The 16,332-nt window shown below is 65.1% G+C and carries 14 protein-coding genes, 1 tRNA gene and 1 pseudogene; 8 read left to right on the top strand and 8 right to left on the bottom strand.

All coding sequences use genetic code 11. The annotated features are described in order from the left end of the window. The first annotated feature begins 113 nt into the window (after nt 1-113). A complete protein-coding gene (locus tag AC1EJR_RS02770) occupies nt 114-1,295 on the top strand; it encodes a pyridoxal phosphate-dependent aminotransferase (protein ID WP_477146867.1) in 1,182 nt (393 codons plus the stop codon). 99 nt (nt 1,296-1,394) lie between these two features. On the opposite strand, the gene AC1EJR_RS02765 is transcribed toward AC1EJR_RS02770, so the two are convergent. Beyond that, complete coding sequence (locus tag AC1EJR_RS02765) at nt 1,395-2,438, bottom strand: transglycosylase SLT domain-containing protein (RefSeq protein ID WP_454757251.1); 1,044 nt, start codon at nt 2,436-2,438, stop codon at nt 1,395-1,397. Nucleotides 2,439-3,081: 643 nt separating this feature from the next. On the opposite strand from AC1EJR_RS02765, the gene ubiD reads away from it, so the two are divergent. Both ubiD and AC1EJR_RS02755 read left to right on the top strand, forming a co-directional pair. After that, the gene (gene ubiD / locus AC1EJR_RS02760; protein ID WP_477112827.1) at nt 3,082-4,632 is read left to right on the top strand and encodes a 4-hydroxy-3-polyprenylbenzoate decarboxylase; all 1,551 of its coding nucleotides are present in this window, start codon (nt 3,082-3,084) and stop codon (nt 4,630-4,632) included. A 120-nt stretch (nt 4,633-4,752) separates the two neighbouring features. Next, a complete protein-coding gene (locus AC1EJR_RS02755) occupies nt 4,753-6,753 on the top strand; it encodes an acetoacetate--CoA ligase (protein ID WP_477112826.1) in 2,001 nt (666 codons plus the stop codon). A 24-nt stretch (nt 6,754-6,777) separates the two neighbouring features. On the opposite strand, the gene AC1EJR_RS02750 is transcribed toward AC1EJR_RS02755, so the two are convergent. Next, the gene (locus AC1EJR_RS02750; RefSeq protein WP_092290555.1) at nt 6,778-7,434 is read right to left on the bottom strand and encodes a glutathione S-transferase family protein; all 657 of its coding nucleotides are present in this window, start codon (nt 7,432-7,434) and stop codon (nt 6,778-6,780) included. 299 nt (nt 7,435-7,733) lie between these two features. On the opposite strand from AC1EJR_RS02750, the gene AC1EJR_RS02745 reads away from it, so the two are divergent. Next, the gene (locus AC1EJR_RS02745) at nt 7,734-8,948 is read left to right on the top strand and encodes a polyhydroxyalkanoate depolymerase (RefSeq protein ID WP_092290557.1); all 1,215 of its coding nucleotides are present in this window, start codon (nt 7,734-7,736) and stop codon (nt 8,946-8,948) included. Nucleotides 8,949-8,969: 21 nt separating this feature from the next. Here the strand turns inward: AC1EJR_RS02745 and AC1EJR_RS02740 are convergent. Next, nucleotides 8,970-9,098, bottom strand: a pseudogene (locus AC1EJR_RS02740) (cupin domain-containing protein); the annotation flags it as partial. A 64-nt stretch (nt 9,099-9,162) separates the two neighbouring features. Between AC1EJR_RS02740 and AC1EJR_RS02735 the strand changes: the two are divergent. Then, complete coding sequence (locus AC1EJR_RS02735; protein ID WP_477112825.1) at nt 9,163-10,056, top strand: aldose epimerase family protein; 894 nt, start codon at nt 9,163-9,165, stop codon at nt 10,054-10,056. A gap of 13 nt (nt 10,057-10,069) precedes the next feature. Here AC1EJR_RS02735 and AC1EJR_RS02730 read toward each other — a convergent pair whose 3' ends face one another. Beyond that, complete coding sequence (locus AC1EJR_RS02730) at nt 10,070-10,459, bottom strand: DUF5594 family protein (RefSeq protein WP_092290561.1); 390 nt, start codon at nt 10,457-10,459, stop codon at nt 10,070-10,072. A gap of 147 nt (nt 10,460-10,606) precedes the next feature. After that, nucleotides 10,607-12,145, bottom strand: coding sequence for a hypothetical protein (locus AC1EJR_RS02725; protein ID WP_454757254.1), 1,539 nt, complete (start codon nt 12,143-12,145; stop codon nt 10,607-10,609). 226 nt (nt 12,146-12,371) lie between these two features. Between AC1EJR_RS02725 and AC1EJR_RS02720 the strand changes: the two genes are divergently transcribed. Next, nucleotides 12,372-12,446, top strand: a tRNA-Gly gene (locus tag AC1EJR_RS02720). 76 nt (nt 12,447-12,522) lie between these two features. Further along, nucleotides 12,523-13,290 (top strand): tRNA (guanosine(46)-N7)-methyltransferase TrmB, encoded by a 768-nt coding sequence (trmB, locus tag AC1EJR_RS02715; RefSeq protein ID WP_092290563.1) that lies wholly within the window; start codon nt 12,523-12,525, stop codon nt 13,288-13,290. 74 nt (nt 13,291-13,364) lie between these two features. Here trmB and AC1EJR_RS02710 read toward each other — a convergent pair whose 3' ends face one another. From AC1EJR_RS02710 to AC1EJR_RS02700, 3 genes are all read right to left on the bottom strand, one after another. Next, on the bottom strand, nt 13,365-14,246 hold the full coding sequence (locus tag AC1EJR_RS02710) for an undecaprenyl-diphosphate phosphatase (protein WP_441590643.1): 882 nt from the start codon (nt 14,244-14,246) through the stop codon (nt 13,365-13,367). 80 nt (nt 14,247-14,326) lie between these two features. After that, complete coding sequence (locus tag AC1EJR_RS02705) at nt 14,327-14,896, bottom strand: DUF1439 domain-containing protein (RefSeq protein WP_092290567.1); 570 nt, start codon at nt 14,894-14,896, stop codon at nt 14,327-14,329. A gap of 39 nt (nt 14,897-14,935) precedes the next feature. Further along, nucleotides 14,936-15,223, bottom strand: a complete 288-nt coding sequence (locus AC1EJR_RS02700) for a YkgJ family cysteine cluster protein (protein ID WP_441590645.1) — start codon at nt 15,221-15,223, stop codon at nt 14,936-14,938. Between the two features lie 249 nt (nt 15,224-15,472). Between AC1EJR_RS02700 and AC1EJR_RS02695 the strand changes: the two genes are divergently transcribed. Beyond that, nucleotides 15,473-16,231 (top strand): TetR/AcrR family transcriptional regulator, encoded by a 759-nt coding sequence (locus tag AC1EJR_RS02695; protein ID WP_255370676.1) that lies wholly within the window; start codon nt 15,473-15,475, stop codon nt 16,229-16,231. The last annotated feature ends 101 nt before the right edge of the window (nt 16,232-16,332 follow it).

The raw sequence follows: 16,332 nt of genomic DNA, 5'->3' as shown, positions 1-16,332 counted from the left end.
GTGTTTTTGTTTCGGCGCCATATTTCCGCGCATCGCGTGATCCTTTGGGATCCGCGCCGCGCTGCCTACCCTTACCCTCAAGCCACCCCAGCCCTCTGCCCATCCTGACCGCCATGGACCTCCAGCGCCTTGCCACTGCCTCCCGCCTCGCCAATATCGACGCCTTCCACGTCATGGAACTGGCCAAGCAGGCCGCCGAACTCGAACGGGCCGGGCGCCACATCATCCACATGGGGATTGGCGAGCCGGACTTCACCGCCGCCGCGCCGGTCGTGCATGCCGCGGAGGCGGCCATGCGCCGGGGCGTGACGCAGTACACCGGGGCGCTGGGCATCCACGCGCTGCGCGAGGCCATCGCTGGCTACTACAAGACCGCCTATGGGATCGATATTCCCGAGCGCCGCGTGATCGTGACCGCCGGCGCTTCCGGCGCGCTGCTGCTGGCCTGCGCGGTACTGGTAGAGATTGGCGCCGAAGTGCTGATGCCCGATCCGAGCTACCCCTGCAATCGTCATTTCGTGGCCGCCTTCGACGGCCGGGCGCGCATGGTGCCGAGCGGGCCGGCCGAGCGCTTCCAGCTCACCGCCGCCCAGGTGGCCGCCAACTGGGGGCCGGACACGCGCGGGGTGCTGCTGGCGTCGCCGAGCAATCCCACCGGCACGTCGATCCTGCCGGACGAGCTGCGCGGCATCCTCGCCGAAGTCCGCCGCCGCAACGGCTTCGCCATCCTCGACGAGATCTATCAGGGCCTGTCGTACGATGCCCCGCCGGTGTCCGCGCTGTCGCTGGACGACAACGTGGTCACCGTGAACAGCTTCTCGAAGTATTTCAATATGACGGGATGGCGCCTGGGCTGGCTGGTGGTGCCGGACGCGCTGGCGCCGGCCTTCGAGAAGGTGGCGCAGAACCTGTTCATCTGCGCGTCGGCGGTGGCGCAGCACGCGGCGCTGGCCTGCTTCACGCCCGAGGCGCTGGCGATCTACGACGAGCGCAAGGCGGAATTCCGCCGCCGCCGTGACGCCATCGTGCCGGCGCTGGAGGCGCTGGGGCTGCGCGTGCCGGTGAAGCCGGACGGCGCCTTCTATGTCTATGCCGACTGCCGCCACGTGAACCACCCCCATGCGGGCGATGCCGACAAGCTGACGCAGGCCATTCTGCATGACGCCGGTGTGGTGATGGTGCCCGGCACGGACTTCGGCCCGCATACGGCGCGCGACTACATCCGCATCTCGTACGCAACGGCCATGGAGAACATCGAGGAAGCGATGCAGCGGCTCCACCATTTCCTGCGCTGAGGATCCGGGCCGGCCATCGCCATCTATATAGATACAGCGCAAACGAAAAGAGCACCCCGAGGGGTGCTCTTTTACTTCCGCTGCCTGGCGATCAGGCGATCAGGCCGCCGTGGCTGTAGCCGTGGCCGCTTCCAGCTTTTCGGCCGTCGTCGGCTTGGCGTCGACCGGCTTCGCGTCGTTGGCGGGCAGGCCCAGCAACTGGCGCAGGCGGGCGCGCTCGGCCAGCACCTTGGCGCCGTAGCCGCCATCGGTGTTGGTCGTGGCGGCACCCACGTAGTACTTCAGGCCGCCTTCCAGCGAACCGGCACGGGCGATGCAATCCTTCAGCACCAGCGCGCCGATCTTGATGTTGGCGTACGGGTTCAGTGCGGCGGACACGCCGCCCACGGCTTCGTACTTGTCCTGGTGGACCTTGGTCATGACCTGCATCAGGCCCTGCGCACCCACGCCGCTTTCGGCGTACGGGTTGAAGCTGGACTCGATGGCGATCACGCCGAGGATCAGCAGCGGGTCGATGCCGACCTCGCGGCCCGTCATGTACGCAGCCTTCACCAGTTGCCCGGTGGCCTGCGCCGCCACGCGGTACTTGCGGGCGATGTAGTCCGCCACGGCCGCCTGCTCACGTGCGGAGCCGAGCGCCGTCGTGTTGCGGGCGTCCAGCGCCACGCGCTGCACCGGGATCTGCGCGGCCAGGTGCGCCACCGACGGGACCTTGCCCGCGGCCGACACACTCCACTCGTCCACGCCAGACACCGTCGGCAAGCCGTTGGTGGCATGCGCCAGACGCGCGGCGGCCACGTCGGCCGAGACCGGCGGCACGCCAGTGCTGGCATGGGCCGTGGTAGCCGGCAGGGCGGCGCCGAGCAGTACCGTGGGTGCTTCCTTGCCCGCCAGCGCGCCAGCGAGCGACGTCCGCCATTGCTGGCTGACCGTCAAGGTGACTGCTGCGGCCACAGAAAGCACGCCCAGGCTGTTCAGGGTGTACTTCAAGGTGGTACGGCTGCCGCGCAGCAAGGCGCGACCTGCCACCGGGTGGGCCAGGCGCATTTGCAGCGCGCGGTTCACACCGGGAACCGGTTGTCTGAAGCGGACCTGCAACGCCCGCCCGACACCGGGAAGATGAAGGGTTTTCCAACCGCTCATACTTACCTCCATCCGCTGCCCGCTGCGCGCGTGCCAATTGCCACGCGTGCCCGATCTCAACGTACTCAAGTAAGGATGCTGCGCCACCTAGCAGGGGTGTCCAGCACCTGTTGGCGGGCGCTCCCCATGCGCCCAACGAGAAACAGGGTACGCTCTTGGGGAAACGCACCCTGCCACTAAAAGACTCTCACGCTCCGGCATCCCGCCGGAGGACCCCGCCGCGCACGCTTGCTACACGTATCGCGATCAAGATCAAAGGAGGTGTGGTCACGCTGGCTTTTTTAAAGAGCGCCTCTTGACAGAAGCCTCAAGCCATGTTGCGGCGCAACACCCCACAGAGCAGACCGGATTGTAGGAACCCTTTTATAACCCGTCAAGCATAACGAATGTACAAATCACTACTTTTAGAAATATGTAACGGCGTTATTTAAGCGGCGTCTACATCACCCGGTGGCTCGGGATCGTAGGACTGGCCTAGGGTTACCCTTCCTTTGAGGACCGGTCTACACCGCAAAAAATTTACATTTCTCGTACGCTTCCGACACGATTTTTTTGCACCGCCTGACGCTGATGTGTATCGTCACACACCTCGCCAGGGCACGCCATGGATTGGCGCAGCGCGGCAACCTTCACAGATTTCACTATGCAATACAAAGACTTGCGCGATTTCATCGGCCAACTGGAGCAGCTTGGCGAGCTGAAACGGATCGCCACGCCGGTCTCGCCCAATCTCGAAATGACGGAGATTTGCGACCGCCTGCTGCGCGCGGAAGGTCCCGCCGTGCTCTTCGAGAAACCGAGCGTGCAATCTCGGAACGATGCAGGCGCGGGCCATGACGCTATCTATAAGGTGCCGGTGCTCGCCAATCTGTTCGGCACGACACGCAGGGTGGCGATGGGCATGGGCGCGAACTCACTCGAGGACTTGCGCGACATCGGCCGCGTGCTCTCGGCGCTCAAGGAGCCCGAGCCGCCGCGCGGCCTGCGCGAGGCCGGCAAGCTGTTCACGCTGGCCAAGTCCGTGTGGGACATGGCGCCGAAGCGTGTGAGCAGCCCGGCCTGCCAGGAGATCGTCTGGGAAGGCAACGACGTGGACCTGGGCCGCCTGCCGATCCAGACCTGCTGGCCCGGCGACGCCGCCCCGCTGATCACCTGGGGCCTGGTGGTCACCAAGGGCCCGCACAAGAAGCGCCAGAACCTGGGCATCTACCGCCAGCAGGTCATCAGCCGCAACCAGGTGATCATGCGCTGGCTGGCGCATCGCGGCGGCGCGCTGGACTTCCGCGAGCACGCGCTGGCCAACCCCGGCAAGCCCTTCCCGATCGCCGTGGCGCTGGGCGCCGACCCGGCCACCATCCTCGGTGCCGTGACGCCGGTGCCCGACACGCTTTCCGAATACCAGTTCGCCGGCCTGCTGCGCGGCAGCCGCACCGCGCTGGCCGGCTGCCTGACGCCGACCTTGTCCGAATTGTCCGTGCCGGCCTCGGCAGAGATCATCCTCGAAGGCCACATCCAGCCCGATCCGGCCCACCCGTCCGGCTACCAGCATGCGCTGGAGGGGCCCTACGGCGACCACACCGGCTACTACAACGAGCAGGACTGGTTCCCGGTCTTCACGATCGACCGCATCACCATGCGGCGCGACCCGATCTACCACTCCACCTACACCGGCAAGCCGCCCGATGAGCCCGCCGTGCTGGGCGTGGCGCTGAACGAGGTCTTCGTGCCGCTGCTCCAGAAGCAGTTCCCGGAAATCACCGACTTCTACCTGCCGCCCGAGGGGTGCAGCTACCGCATGGCGGTGGTGCGCATGAAGAAGCAGTACGCCGGCCATGCCAAACGGGTGATGTTCGGGGTCTGGAGCTTCCTGCGCCAGTTCATGTATACGAAGTTCATCGTCGTGGTCGATGACGATGTGGACGTGCGCGACTGGAAGGAGGTCATCTGGGCCATCACCACCCGGGTCGATCCGAGCCGCGACACGGTGATGGTCGAGAACACGCCCATCGACTATCTCGACTTCGCCTCGCCGGTCTCCGGCCTGGGCTCGAAGATGGGCATCGACGCCACCGACAAGTGGCCCGGCGAAACCACACGCGAATGGGGCCGGACCATCTCGATGGATCCCGCCGTCAAGGCGCGCGTGGACGAGATGTGGGGCACGCTGTTCGAATCGGGGGGCGCCGCCAGGTGATCTCGGAGACGGTTATCATGTGACCTCGCATCGCGCCGCGCCGGCTGCTGTCAACGCACCAGCGACAAACCCGCGGCGCACCCCAACCCCCCGCGCAGACGGGTCGAGGAGGAGACAGGCATGACCGTGGCATCCGGAAAGCTGATGTGGACGCCGTCCGCCAACTTTGCCGAGAGCAGCCAGCTGGCCGCTTTCATCACATGGCTGCGCCGCGAGCGCGGCCTCGCCTTCGATGACTACGACAGCCTCTGGCGCTGGTCGGTCACCGACATCGAGGCGTTCTGGGACGCCATCCGCGTCTACTTCGACGTCCATTTCGATACCCCCGCCGAGCGCGTGCTGGACCGCCGCACCATGCCCGGTGCGCGCTGGTTCGAAGGCGCCACGCTCAATTACGTCCAGCAGGTCTTCCGCCACGCCGGCACCGGTGAGGCGCGCCAGCGCCCGGCCATCCGCCATGCCGGCGAAGCCCAGCCGCTGGCCGATGTGAGCTGGGATGCCCTGGAAGCCCAGGTGGCCTCCCTCGCCCATGCCCTGCGCGCGATGGGCGTGACGCCGGGCGACCGCGTGGCCGGCTACCTGCCCAACGTGCCGGCTACCATCGTCGCCTTCCTGGCCACGGCCAGCCTGGGCGCGGTCTGGTCCGGCTGCGCGCCGGACATGGGCCAGGTGGCCGTGATCGACCGCTTCCGCCAGATCGCGCCCAAGGTGCTGATTGCCGTCGACGGCTACCACTACGGCGACAAGACCTACGACCGCGCGCCGGTGATCGCCGATCTGGTCGCCGCCCTGCCCTCGCTGACCGACCTCGTGCTGATTCCGGCCATCGGCAGTGAGATCGACACCGCCGGCCCGGTCCGCCGCCACGACTGGGCGGACGTGCTGGCGCACGCGGTGCCGCTGCGGATCGAGCCGGTGCCGTTCGACCACCCGCTCTGGATCGTCTACTCGTCCGGCACCACCGGCATGCCCAAGCCGATCGTCCATGGCCACGGCGGCATCGTCATCGAGCAGCTCAAGCTCCTGGCGTTCCACAACAACCTCGGCCCGGACGACGTCTTCCATTGGTACAGCAGCAGCGGCTGGATCATGTGGAACGCGCAGGTGGGCGGCCTGCTGCTCGGCACCACCGTGGCGCTCTACGACGGCAACCCCGCCTGGCCGGACGCCGGCGTGCTGTGGCGTTTCGTCGATGACGCGCGCGTGACGATGTTCGGCGCCGGCGCCGCGTTTTTCACCAACTGCATGAAAGCCGGGCTGGAGCCGGCCGCCTTTGCCGATGTGTCCCGGCTGCGCGGGCTGGGCTCCACCGGCTCGCCGCTGCCCGAAGAGGCCTATGCGTGGATTTATCGCCACGTGCGCGCCGACATCTGGCTCGCGCCGATGTCCGGCGGCACCGACTTCGCCGGCTCGTTCGTGGCGGGCTGTCCGCTGCTACCGGTGTACGCGGGCGAGATGCAGTGCCGCTGCCTGGGCGCCAAGGTGGAAGCCTTCGACGAAGAAGGCCGGGCGGTGATCGACGAGGTGGGCGAGCTGGTCTGTACCGAGCCGATGCCGTCGATGCCGCTCTACCTCTGGGGCGATGCCGACGGCAAGCGCTACCGCGACAGCTACTTCGACACCTATCCGAACGCCTGGCGCCACGGCGACTGGATCCGCATCACGCCGCGCGGGGGCGCCATCATCTACGGCCGCTCGGACGCCACGATCAACCGGCATGGCATCCGCATGGGCACCGGCGAGCTGTACCGCGTGGTGGAGGAACTGCCTGAGGTGCTCGACAGCATGGTGGTCGACCTCGAATACCTGGGCCGCGAGTCGTACATGCCGCTCTTCGTCGTGCTGCGCGAGGGGAGTGTGCTCGATGAGGCGCTGCGCGATACCCTGCGCGCGCGGATTCGCGCCGGGCTGTCATCGCGTCATGTGCCGAATGACATCGTGCAGGTGCCCGGCGTGCCGCGCACGCTGTCCGGCAAGAAGATGGAGGTGCCGATCAAGAAGCTGCTGCTCGGCCATCCGCCGGAGCAGATTGCCAACCGCGACGCGATGGCCAATCCGGACTGCCTGGATTGGTACTTTGCCTACGCGGCCACCTATCTGGCGAGGACGGCGGCCGCCTAGAGCTGGTAGAAGGATCGGAAAGGATCAGAATTCGACGTCGAGTTCGCTGATCTCGTCGGGCTCCTCGCGCGCGGCGCTGATCCACTCCTGCATCTCGGGCATGGCGAGGATGGCCTTGCAGTAGGCCACCGGCTCAGGATCGAGCATCACGCCGTAGGTGACGAAGCGCGTGACCACGGGCGCGTACATCGCGTCCGCCATCGTGCGGCGCTCGCCGAACAGGAATGGGCCGCCGTAGCGGGTCAGGCACTCGGTCCAGATCGCGACGATCCGGTCGATGTCGGCCTGGGCGCGCGACCAGACCTTGAGCCCGGGGAAATGCCCCTTGAGGTTCATCGGCAAGGCGGCGCGCATCGCCGCGAAACCGGAATGCATCTCGCCGCAGATGGCGCGGCAGTGGGCGCGCGCGACGAGATCGTCGGGCAATAGTCCCGCCTTGGGACGAATCTCATTGAGGTATTCGGCGATCGCCAGCGTGTCCCAGACCGTCACGCCCTGATGGCGCAGGCAGGGTACGAGGATCGACGGCGACAGCAGCAGGATTTCGGCACGCGCCGCCGGATCTTCGGGCGACACCAGTACTTCCTCGAACTCCAGGCCCGCGAACCGGGCCAGCAGCCAGCCGCGCAGCGACCAGGACGAATAGGTCTTGCTGCTGATGGTCAGCGTGGTCTTCGCCATCATGCCTCCTCGGCCCCCCGGGGCCAGTGCGCGATGCATCGTTTGCAGTATCGGTGGCGGATGCCGCATCGCCAAGCACCCGCGCGGTGCGCGGCCCGGCACCAGTCCGAGGCCGTATCCCGCCACCGGATGTGGCGCATGGCCTGCGGAAGCGCCCCTTGCCGCACTCCCTCCTTCCTGCTTGTCATGCCACTCGCCACGCGCAAGCGGCGTGCCAAGTTCAATTATCGGTGGCATATATATTGCGGCGCACTACGATTACATCAGGCGAGGCGCCATGCCGCGGAGGAAATCGAGCAATGCTCTATCAGGCCTACCAGACCTACGCGGACATGATGCAGCCGGCCTGCTCCCTGGCCGATATCGCTGCCACGTTGATCGCCGGCTATCCGGGCGCCGACGAATGCGAACCATTGAGATCCGTCCGCGCCGCCTGCGAGGTGCTGGCGCTGGCCCGCCTGACCCACTACCGGCCGCCATTCGCCATCCATAGCGTGCGCGTGAATGGCGGCGAGGTACCGGTGGTCGAGGAAATCGTCACGCGCACGCCGTTTTGCACCCTGCTGCGTTTCCGCCGCGAAGGCGCACCCGCGCAGCCGCGCGTGCTGCTGGTGGCGCCGATGTCCGGCCACTTCGCCACGCTGCTGCGCGGCACGGTGGAAACCATGCTCCGCGACCATGACGTCTACATTACGGACTGGCACAACCCGCGCGACGTCCCGGTGCTGTACGGACGGTTTGGCTTCGATGAATACGTGCAGCACCTGATCACCTTCCTGCACGCGCTGGGCGGCCATACCCACCTGATGGCCGTGTGCCAGCCCACCGTGGCAGCGCTGGCCGCAGTGGCGCTGATGGCCGAGGACGGCGACCCGGCGCAGCCGCCAAGCCTGACGCTGATGGCCGGCCCGATCGACGCGCGCGTGAATCCGACCAAGGTCAACGAGTTGGCCATGAGCCGGCCCATCGAATGGTTCGAATCGACGCTGATCGGCTACGTGCCGTGGCGCTTTCCGGGCGCCACGCGCCGCGTGTATCCGGGCTTCGTGCAGTTGATCGCATTCATGAGCATGAACCGGGAGCGCCACGAGCAGGCCCTGCGCGATCTCTACGACCTGCGCGCACGCGGCGAGCACGACAAGGCCGATGCCATCCAGACCTTCTACGCCGAGTACTTCGCCACGATGGACCTCACGGCCGAGTTCTACCTTGAGACCGTGAGCCTCGTATTCCAGCGATTTCTGCTCGCACAGGGCCTGCTCGACGTGGCCGGCCGGCGCGTGGCCACGCAGGCCATCCGCCGCACCGCGCTACTCACCGTGGAGGGCGAGCGCGACGACATCTGCGCCATCGGCCAGACCATGGCGGCGCAGGAGTTGTGCACGAACGTGCGGCCCTACATGCGGATGCATCACATCCAGACCGGCGTGGGCCACTACGGCGTGTTCAACGGCAAGCACTGGGAGTCGCAGGTCTATCCGCTGGTGCGCGAGACGATCCACATGGCCGATTAGCGAATGCCGAATCGCAAGAATGCCGTGCGTAGCATCGGCAATGCCGAGATCGCGGTAGAGGAAGAAATCTCTCAAACTCTGGTCGACAACAGCCGTGTCGCGCGGGCGCACATGAGAAAAGTCTGTGGGGGACGATGCGGGCCACCCCAAAGGGATACCGGCGGGAAGTTGCGATACCCTCGGGGTTTTCCGAATTTCTGCGGGAGGCAGGCGCATGGCGCAGGTCGGCATGGAACGTTTTCAAGGGCAGGATCTGGTGCGCATTGGCACGGGTGACAACTACCTGCTGCTGGCACCGGCGCATGGCGGCCGGCTGGTGCGATGGGTCCATCGCGGCCAGGACATCCTTTACTGGCCAGACGATGCCGACTGGTCCCGCGTGGCCAAGGTGCGCGGCGGCAACCCGCTGCTGTTCCCATTCATCGGCCGGCATTTTGTCGATGGCGAACCGGGGAAATGGCGCGATGCCGACGGCGTGGTGCGCGAGCTTCCGCAGCACGGCTTTGCCCGCGACATGGCGTTCGAGGTATCGGATTTCTCCGAGTCTGCGGTGAGCATGACGCTGACATCGTCCGAGGCGACGCAGGCGGGCTATCCGTTCGCCTTTGTCTTCACGGCCACCTACCGGCTCGTGCCCGAAGGGCTGGAGGTCGAGCTAGAAGTCAGGAACACGGGCTCGGCGCCGCTGCCGTGGTACGCCGGCCATCATTTCTACTTCGCGCTGCCTCACACGCAGCGATCGGCAACCCGCCTGTCCCTGCCGCCCGCAGACCGCGTGCGACAGACCCCGGACGGCGGCCTGACCGGCGCCGAACCGGGCGAGCGCACCTATCGACTGGATGACGCCCGGCTGCAGGACACCTTCCACATCCTGCGCGGGCCGGGCACGTTGCGGCTGCAAATGCCGGCGCGCGAGATCGACTTCGTTCTCAACGTCCCGGGGCGCGCGCCATGGCACGCGATCACGACGTGGTCCGAGCGAGAAGATTCTGACTTTTACTGCGTGGAGCCGTGGCTGGGGTTGCCCAACGCGATCGGGCATGGAGAGGGGCTGCGGTGGCTGGCGCCAGGCAAGGCCGAATCGGCCGTCTGCCGGCTGGTCATCTGAGCCCCCGCGCGGGCTAGCGAACCAGATGCTCGAAATCGAGCCCGCCGATCAAGACCGCCGGATCGGCCTGGGTGCGGGTGTTCAGATCGAGCTGGCGGGCATCCTGCCAGGCATCGAGCTTGGCAGGCAGCGCCTCCAGGTAGGCGGCAAAGCGCGTTTCGCCGCCGATCTCGAACAGCCGCTCCACCTCGTAGCCATCCCATGACAGCGTGATGTCCAGCGGATGCGCATAGCGCCCGCCGCCGGCCCGCGCGGCCCCGGAGACCCGCAGGCAGGCCGGCAGATGCGGGCGATCGGCCGGCCGCACCTCGGTCTGAAGCGTGCCGCGAGACAACGCGTGAATGCGCGCGATGATGCGCGGCAGGAATTCGGCATTGAAGCGCTGGGCGGGGGCGAGGTGCACGGCGAAATCCGGATGCGGATAATGGATGACATTCTGCGCCTGGTCTGACGGGATGGTAAGCCCCGTCAGTGTCGCCCCTGGCGGCATTGCGCTACCGCCTGATTGAGATGCCTTTCCGCGAGCGCGGCGGTTGATCGTGCATCACGCTTATTCTGATTCTGACTCTGGCTCAAAGCGCCCGGGTTCGGGTTCCCTGTAAGGGCCCACACATACGATCACCCAGTCCCCCATCGATTTGATTGCGCCTTGTCCAGGCCATATCTTGTTGGCTGCGCAATATTGATAGGCGGTGGTCAGGGCGGCTTCACTCTGGACGTACGCCATGCCTGAGCCATTCACTTCGTTGTAGAGCGCCACCAGATAACCCGGCCACCATACCGAGAAAACCGACAGCGTGGTGCCGTAGTTATACCAGCCGACAGAGAAATCGGAGCCGGTCCTGAGATTCTTGAGCGGCGCGGTATTCGTCCCGACAAAGGCCAGCGCCTTGATCCTGGCGAAATCAGGCAGCTTCTCGATATCGCTGCTGATGCGGCTCATCAGCACAACATCGCGGCTGTTCGCGCGTTGTTGATCGCTCAGGATTTCCCCGTTTGTTCCCATAAATCCGAAAAGCACGAGGCAAACCAATCCGACAACCACCTTCCTGATACGGACGGCACTCAATAGATACGCAACGACAATAACCGCAGCCCAGAGCAGATTGGCCGACATCAAATTACGAAACGCGGGCATCCAGGCAGTGGGCACGACCGTCAACGCAACTACGCATAGGAAAGCGATAGCAAGGCTTGCGATCAGACAAAACAGTACGAGAAATTTGCGGCCGATCGGCGTTCCCGGCGCACAGAACACGCCAACGCAACCCGTCAACAGCAGCACGCCCAGAATGACGCGCGTCAGCCATCCGGTGAGCGGGTCATTCAGGAGGAACATCCCTACCAGTTCTTCGACACGATCCACCACTAGCATCGGATCGGACAGCACAATCAAACTATCCCGACCGACACTCTCGAAATGGGTGGTGTAGTAAATCGTGAGCTTGGCCACGATGACATACAAGATCGTCCCGACCGTCAGGGCTGCCACCATTCGCAGCCATTCCCGCAAGACGAAATTGCCTCGGGCCAAATGGATCGGCACAGCCAACACCAGGGCGGCGGCGGCATATTCCAGCGGAATCTGATGGATCCCGAATGCCAATACGATCAAGACAAGCGCGCCGGCAAATTGCAGGGCACCTCGGGGCGCAATGATTAGCGCCCACATCGTCATCACGAATGGAATGCCGCCACTCAGCATGGCGAGCTTCCATGTATATAAGTCGGTCTGATACGGATGCAAGGTCAGGACTGCCACGGCCAGGACAGAGGCCATGGCATTGCCTTCAATCTTCCAAATGCGGCAGACCATTGTGGAAGTCACGGCAAGGCATGCCGTCAAAAAGGCTGCGGAAAAGGCGAAAGCGCGCGGCGCATTCACGCCGAGCGCATATTGGAATTCATACAGCCAGGGCCCGAAAAAACGGCCTTCCCGAAATGCGACCGTACTTGTGACGAAATCGAAATCTCTCGCCCAATACCACAAATCGTCGACATTGAAAGTCGGACTGACAAATGCTGACGCCCGCGCCACAAATGCCAGGAAAACCGCCAAAAGGAACAACTTCTGCGTTTGTTTATCCATTCTTCTTTATCACCGTCCACTACCAAAGTGACGCATTCTACCTCGCTCTCCTTCGGTATTTCGGCCTTGCGGCTTGCCCTTATTTTTCCATCAATTGGCACGCGCGGCGAACAGCCAGTCTGGCCTGTCGATGGGGCAGGCACGACATGCTCACCAACGCATCAGGAGCAACCCGGAGGCAGGACGAATCCCCCAACCGTGCTACAATCCTGCCCCTGTAGCCATAGCGGGCGTCGTATAATGGCCATTACCTTAGCTTCCCAAGCTAAAGACGTGGGTTCGATTCCCATCGCCCGCTCCACCCCTGATTGAACAAGCCGCCTCTGGCACCCGGTCGATAGTCCGATCGGCACTCCGCCCGGCGGCTTTTTGTTGCCATGCTCCCCCAAGACGCCAGTACCGAACCGAAGCCGGCCGACGACGCCGAGGCCACGTCAGATGCCCCGCGCCAACCCGGCGATGACGTTGCGCATCCGCGCCGCATCCGCTCGTTCGTGCGGCGCGCCGGGCGCACCTCCACCGGGCAGCAGCGCGCCATCGACGACCTTGGCCCGCGCTTCATCGTGCCCTATGCGCCCACGCCGCTCGACTGGACGGCCACCTTCGGCCGTTCGGGCCCGGCCATCCTCGAGATCGGCTTCGGCATGGGCGAGACCACCGCGCACATCGCCCAACTACGTCCGCAGGACAACTTCCTGGGCTGCGAGGTGCACGAGCCCGGCGTTGGCGCCTTGCTGAAGCTGGCCGGCGAGCGTGGCATTGAGAATGTTCGCATCATGCGACACGATGCGGTCGAGGTCATCGCACACATGCTGACTGAGAATTGTCTCGATGGCGTGCATATCTTCTTCCCCGACCCCTGGCACAAGAAGAAGCACAACAAGCGCCGGCTGGTGCAGCCGCCGCTGGTCAAGCTGCTGGCCAGCCGCCTGAAGCCCGGTGGTTATCTCCACTGCGCCACGGACTGGGAGGAGTATGCCTACCAGATGGTGGAAGTACTGTCGGGCGAACCGGCCCTGGAAAATACCTCGCAGGCCGAGGGCGGTTTTGCCGAGCGGCCCGATTACCGGCCCGTGACCAAATTCGAGAAGCGCGGCGTCCGGCTCGGACACGGCGTCTGGGACGTGGTGTTCCGCAAGCGTTGATCGCTGGGGCACCAGCAGAAACAAAAAAGGCGTGGCCGATAGAGACCACGCCTTTTTTATTTGCTCCGCTTACCTCAAGCGTGCCAGGACACCATCCCGGTCCACGCCGTGGCCAGCACGATAATCCCGAAGACAATCCGGTACCACGCGAATGGCTTGAAATCGTGCGTGGCGACGAAACGCAACAGCCAGCGCACGCACAGGAACGCCGACAGGAACGCGAAGACAAAGCCGATGCCGAAAATCCCCAGGTCGTCGGCGGAGAGCAGCGCGCGCGCCTTGTACAGCTCGTAGACCGTGGCGCCGAAAATCACCGGAATGGCCAGGAAGAACGAGAACTCGGTCGCCACCTGGCGCGACAGGCCAAACAGCATGCCGCCGATAATCGTAGCGCCGGAGCGGGACGTGCCGGGCACCAGCGCGCAGCACTGCGCCAGGCCGACCTTCAGCGCGTCGCGCCAGTTCAGGTCATCCACCGATTCGATGCGCGGCGCCCCGGCCTTGGCTGCTTCCAGCAGCGCATTGCCCTGCGGATGCGAAACCGTACCCCGGCGTGCGTCGCGCCATTCGGCGAGCAAAATCACCACGCCGCCGACGATAAACGCCATGGCCACGCTCATCGGATTGAACAAATGGGCCTTGATCCACTTGCCGAAAATCAGTGCCAGCACGATGGCCGGCACGCTGGCCACAATGACGTTGATCGCAAACCGCTGGGCTTTCGGATCGGAACCGAGGCCGCTGACCACCGCACCAATCCTGCGCCGGAATTCCCAGCACACCGCCAGAATCGCACCGAACTGAATCACGATTTCGAAGATCTTGCCCTTCTCGTCGTTGAAATCGAGCAACTGGCCGGCAAGAATCAGGTGGCCGGTACTGGAGATGGGGAGAAACTCGGTCAGTCCTTCGACGATGCCGAGGATCACGGCTTTCAGGGCAAGTGCGATATCCATGCGGATTCAGGAGAGGTCAGGCGCGGTTCGGTCCGCGCGGGGATGCGCGAACCCTCGGCATTATTATTGGGAAACCGTGTTTACGGACGATTAATCTTGACGTTGATGCCGTCCGGCAGGACCGTGATTGTACCGGGCTCCGCCGGCGCGCCAGCCAGCCGCAACTGCTCCGGCTTGAACGTATACAGCGGGTAGCCCTGCAACAGCTGCTCGGACAGGATCCCGCCCAGCGCATTGAGCTGACGCGAGAACTGTGCCGGCATGCCCTGCACGTCGAATTGGCGCACCTCGGGGTCCTGTAGCACCAGCGAGTGTGACGGCGGGTCGTAGCGCAACGCGCTGTCCAGCGCGAAACGGCCGGTCAGCGGCTGGCGGAAGAACAGCCGGTTGTCGATGGTGGCGTCGAACTGCACGGTCACGCGGTTGCGCGTGGGGTCCAGCGCCAACTGCGGGTTGGCGAGCTGGATATCGAACAACTCCATATAGCGCTTGTTGAACGGAAACTTGCGTTCAAGCGCCGACTGAAGCTGGCTTTGCGAGAACGTGTATTCGTTCATGAACCCGCTGCAGGCCGCCAGCCAGGCGGTGGCGGCAGTTGCCGTGGCGATGCCTGCGGCCGCCAGCCAGCGCCGGCGTGTCATCGCGATCATCGTAGAACCTCCAAAAGACGGGCTGCGGCCTGATGCCAGTCAGGCGGCAACGGTGGATGGCGCGGTCAGCACCTCGAGCCGGGTCAGCCAGTGCAGCGCCGCCTCGCGGGAGTTGCCACACATCTCGGCCGAAGGGCGCAGCCCGCCGCAGAACGCCGGGCGCTCCGACTGGCCGAACACCGCGCAGCGCATGTCGGGCAGCAACTGCGCGCAGGGCTGCCCCGCCGGCTTGCCGTGCGGCATGCCCGGCAGGGGCGACGTGATGGACGGCGCGATGCAGCAGGCGCCGCAACCATCGCGGCAGGAAAAGTCAGACTGGCAGGCCATGCTCAAGGTTCAGGCGCAGATGTCGTCATGCAAGACATCGGGAAAGGTACGCGAAAGGCGTCATTCTGCCTGAGCCGTCCCGTCCAACCTGCAACAAAGCGCAACCTGCGCCGGATGCGTCACAATGCGGGATGGGTGCTGGCTTGACCGCTCAAGACCGCTCCTCTACATTACTGACCCACAAGTTATTTAATTTCGATGCGGCGCCGCCACGCGGACGTGCGCCGCCGTCTCGCGTATCCCTGCCCTGTGACCGAACTCTCGCCCAAGAAAGATCCCGACGCGCGCCGGTGGCACAGGCGCAAGGCCGCGCGCCCGCAGGAGCTGGTGGCGGCCGCGCTGGAATTGTTCGTGGAGCGCGGCTACGCCGCGACCCGGCTCGAGGACGTTGCCGCCGCCGCAGGTGTCTCGAAAGGCACTGTTTACCTGTACTTCGCGAACAAGGAAGAGCTGTTCAAGACCGTCGTGCGCGAGAACATGGTGCCGGCGCTGGCCCGGGGAATCGATCTGGTCGAGACCTACGAAGGGTCCACGCCCGAACTGTTGCGCGAGCTGCTGCTGGGCTGGTGGGGCCTGATCGGCGCCACGCGCGCCGCCGGGCTGACCAAGCTGATCATGGCCGAATCGGGCAATTTCCCGGACATCGCCCAGTTTTACCAGGACGAAGTGATGGGCCCCGGCGACGAGTTGTTCGCCCGTGTGCTGGCCCGGGGCGCGGCGCGCGGGGAGTTCCGTGAGACCCCGGCAAACCCCGCCACCACGCTGATCTGCGCCCCGCTGGTCTTCCTGATGCTGTGGCAGCGCGCGTTCAGCCAGGTGGCGGTGCAGGAGATCGATCCGGCGGCGTTCGTGGACCAGTTGATCCAGATGCTGCTGTTCGGCCTGACCACGGGCCCGGCCCGGGACACGCCGCTGCCGGCGAAGTCCGGCCCCTGGGTCTGGGAACAGATCCGGGATGAAATGCTGGCCGCCCAGGCGGCCGAGCGGGCTGGCGGCGAGGACAGCTGAGCGCCGGCCGTGTGCCAACGCGCAACAACTGGCCCCGCGCAAGTCGTTGCCAATAATCTGTAAACATCCTGCGGCAGTCCGCAGGGGTAAAATGGCGGGCT

Source organism: Cupriavidus sp. 05T42 (assembly GCF_056396345.1).
The sequence above is the reverse complement of the archived record's forward strand: the minus strand, read 5'-3'. Positions and strand labels throughout refer to the sequence as shown.

Coding starts and splice junctions, on each gene's coding strand:
- AC1EJR_RS02770 (WP_477146867.1), top strand. CDS start 114: ATGGACCTCCAGCGCCTTGCCACTGCCTCCCGCCTCGCCAATATCGAC.
- AC1EJR_RS02765 (WP_454757251.1), bottom strand. CDS start 2,438: ATGAGCGGTTGGAAAACCCTTCATCTTCCCGGTGTCGGGCGGGCGTTG.
- ubiD (WP_477112827.1), top strand. CDS start 3,082: ATGCAATACAAAGACTTGCGCGATTTCATCGGCCAACTGGAGCAGCTT.
- AC1EJR_RS02755 (WP_477112826.1), top strand. CDS start 4,753: ATGACCGTGGCATCCGGAAAGCTGATGTGGACGCCGTCCGCCAACTTT.
- AC1EJR_RS02750 (WP_092290555.1), bottom strand. CDS start 7,434: ATGGCGAAGACCACGCTGACCATCAGCAGCAAGACCTATTCGTCCTGG.
- AC1EJR_RS02745 (WP_092290557.1), top strand. CDS start 7,734: ATGCTCTATCAGGCCTACCAGACCTACGCGGACATGATGCAGCCGGCC.
- AC1EJR_RS02735 (WP_477112825.1), top strand. CDS start 9,163: ATGGCGCAGGTCGGCATGGAACGTTTTCAAGGGCAGGATCTGGTGCGC.
- AC1EJR_RS02725 (WP_454757254.1), bottom strand. CDS start 12,145: ATGGATAAACAAACGCAGAAGTTGTTCCTTTTGGCGGTTTTCCTGGCA.
- trmB (WP_092290563.1), top strand. CDS start 12,523: ATGCTCCCCCAAGACGCCAGTACCGAACCGAAGCCGGCCGACGACGCC.
- AC1EJR_RS02710 (WP_441590643.1), bottom strand. CDS start 14,246: ATGGATATCGCACTTGCCCTGAAAGCCGTGATCCTCGGCATCGTCGAA.
- AC1EJR_RS02705 (WP_092290567.1), bottom strand. CDS start 14,896: ATGATCGCGATGACACGCCGGCGCTGGCTGGCGGCCGCAGGCATCGCC.
- AC1EJR_RS02700 (WP_441590645.1), bottom strand. CDS start 15,223: ATGGCCTGCCAGTCTGACTTTTCCTGCCGCGATGGTTGCGGCGCCTGC.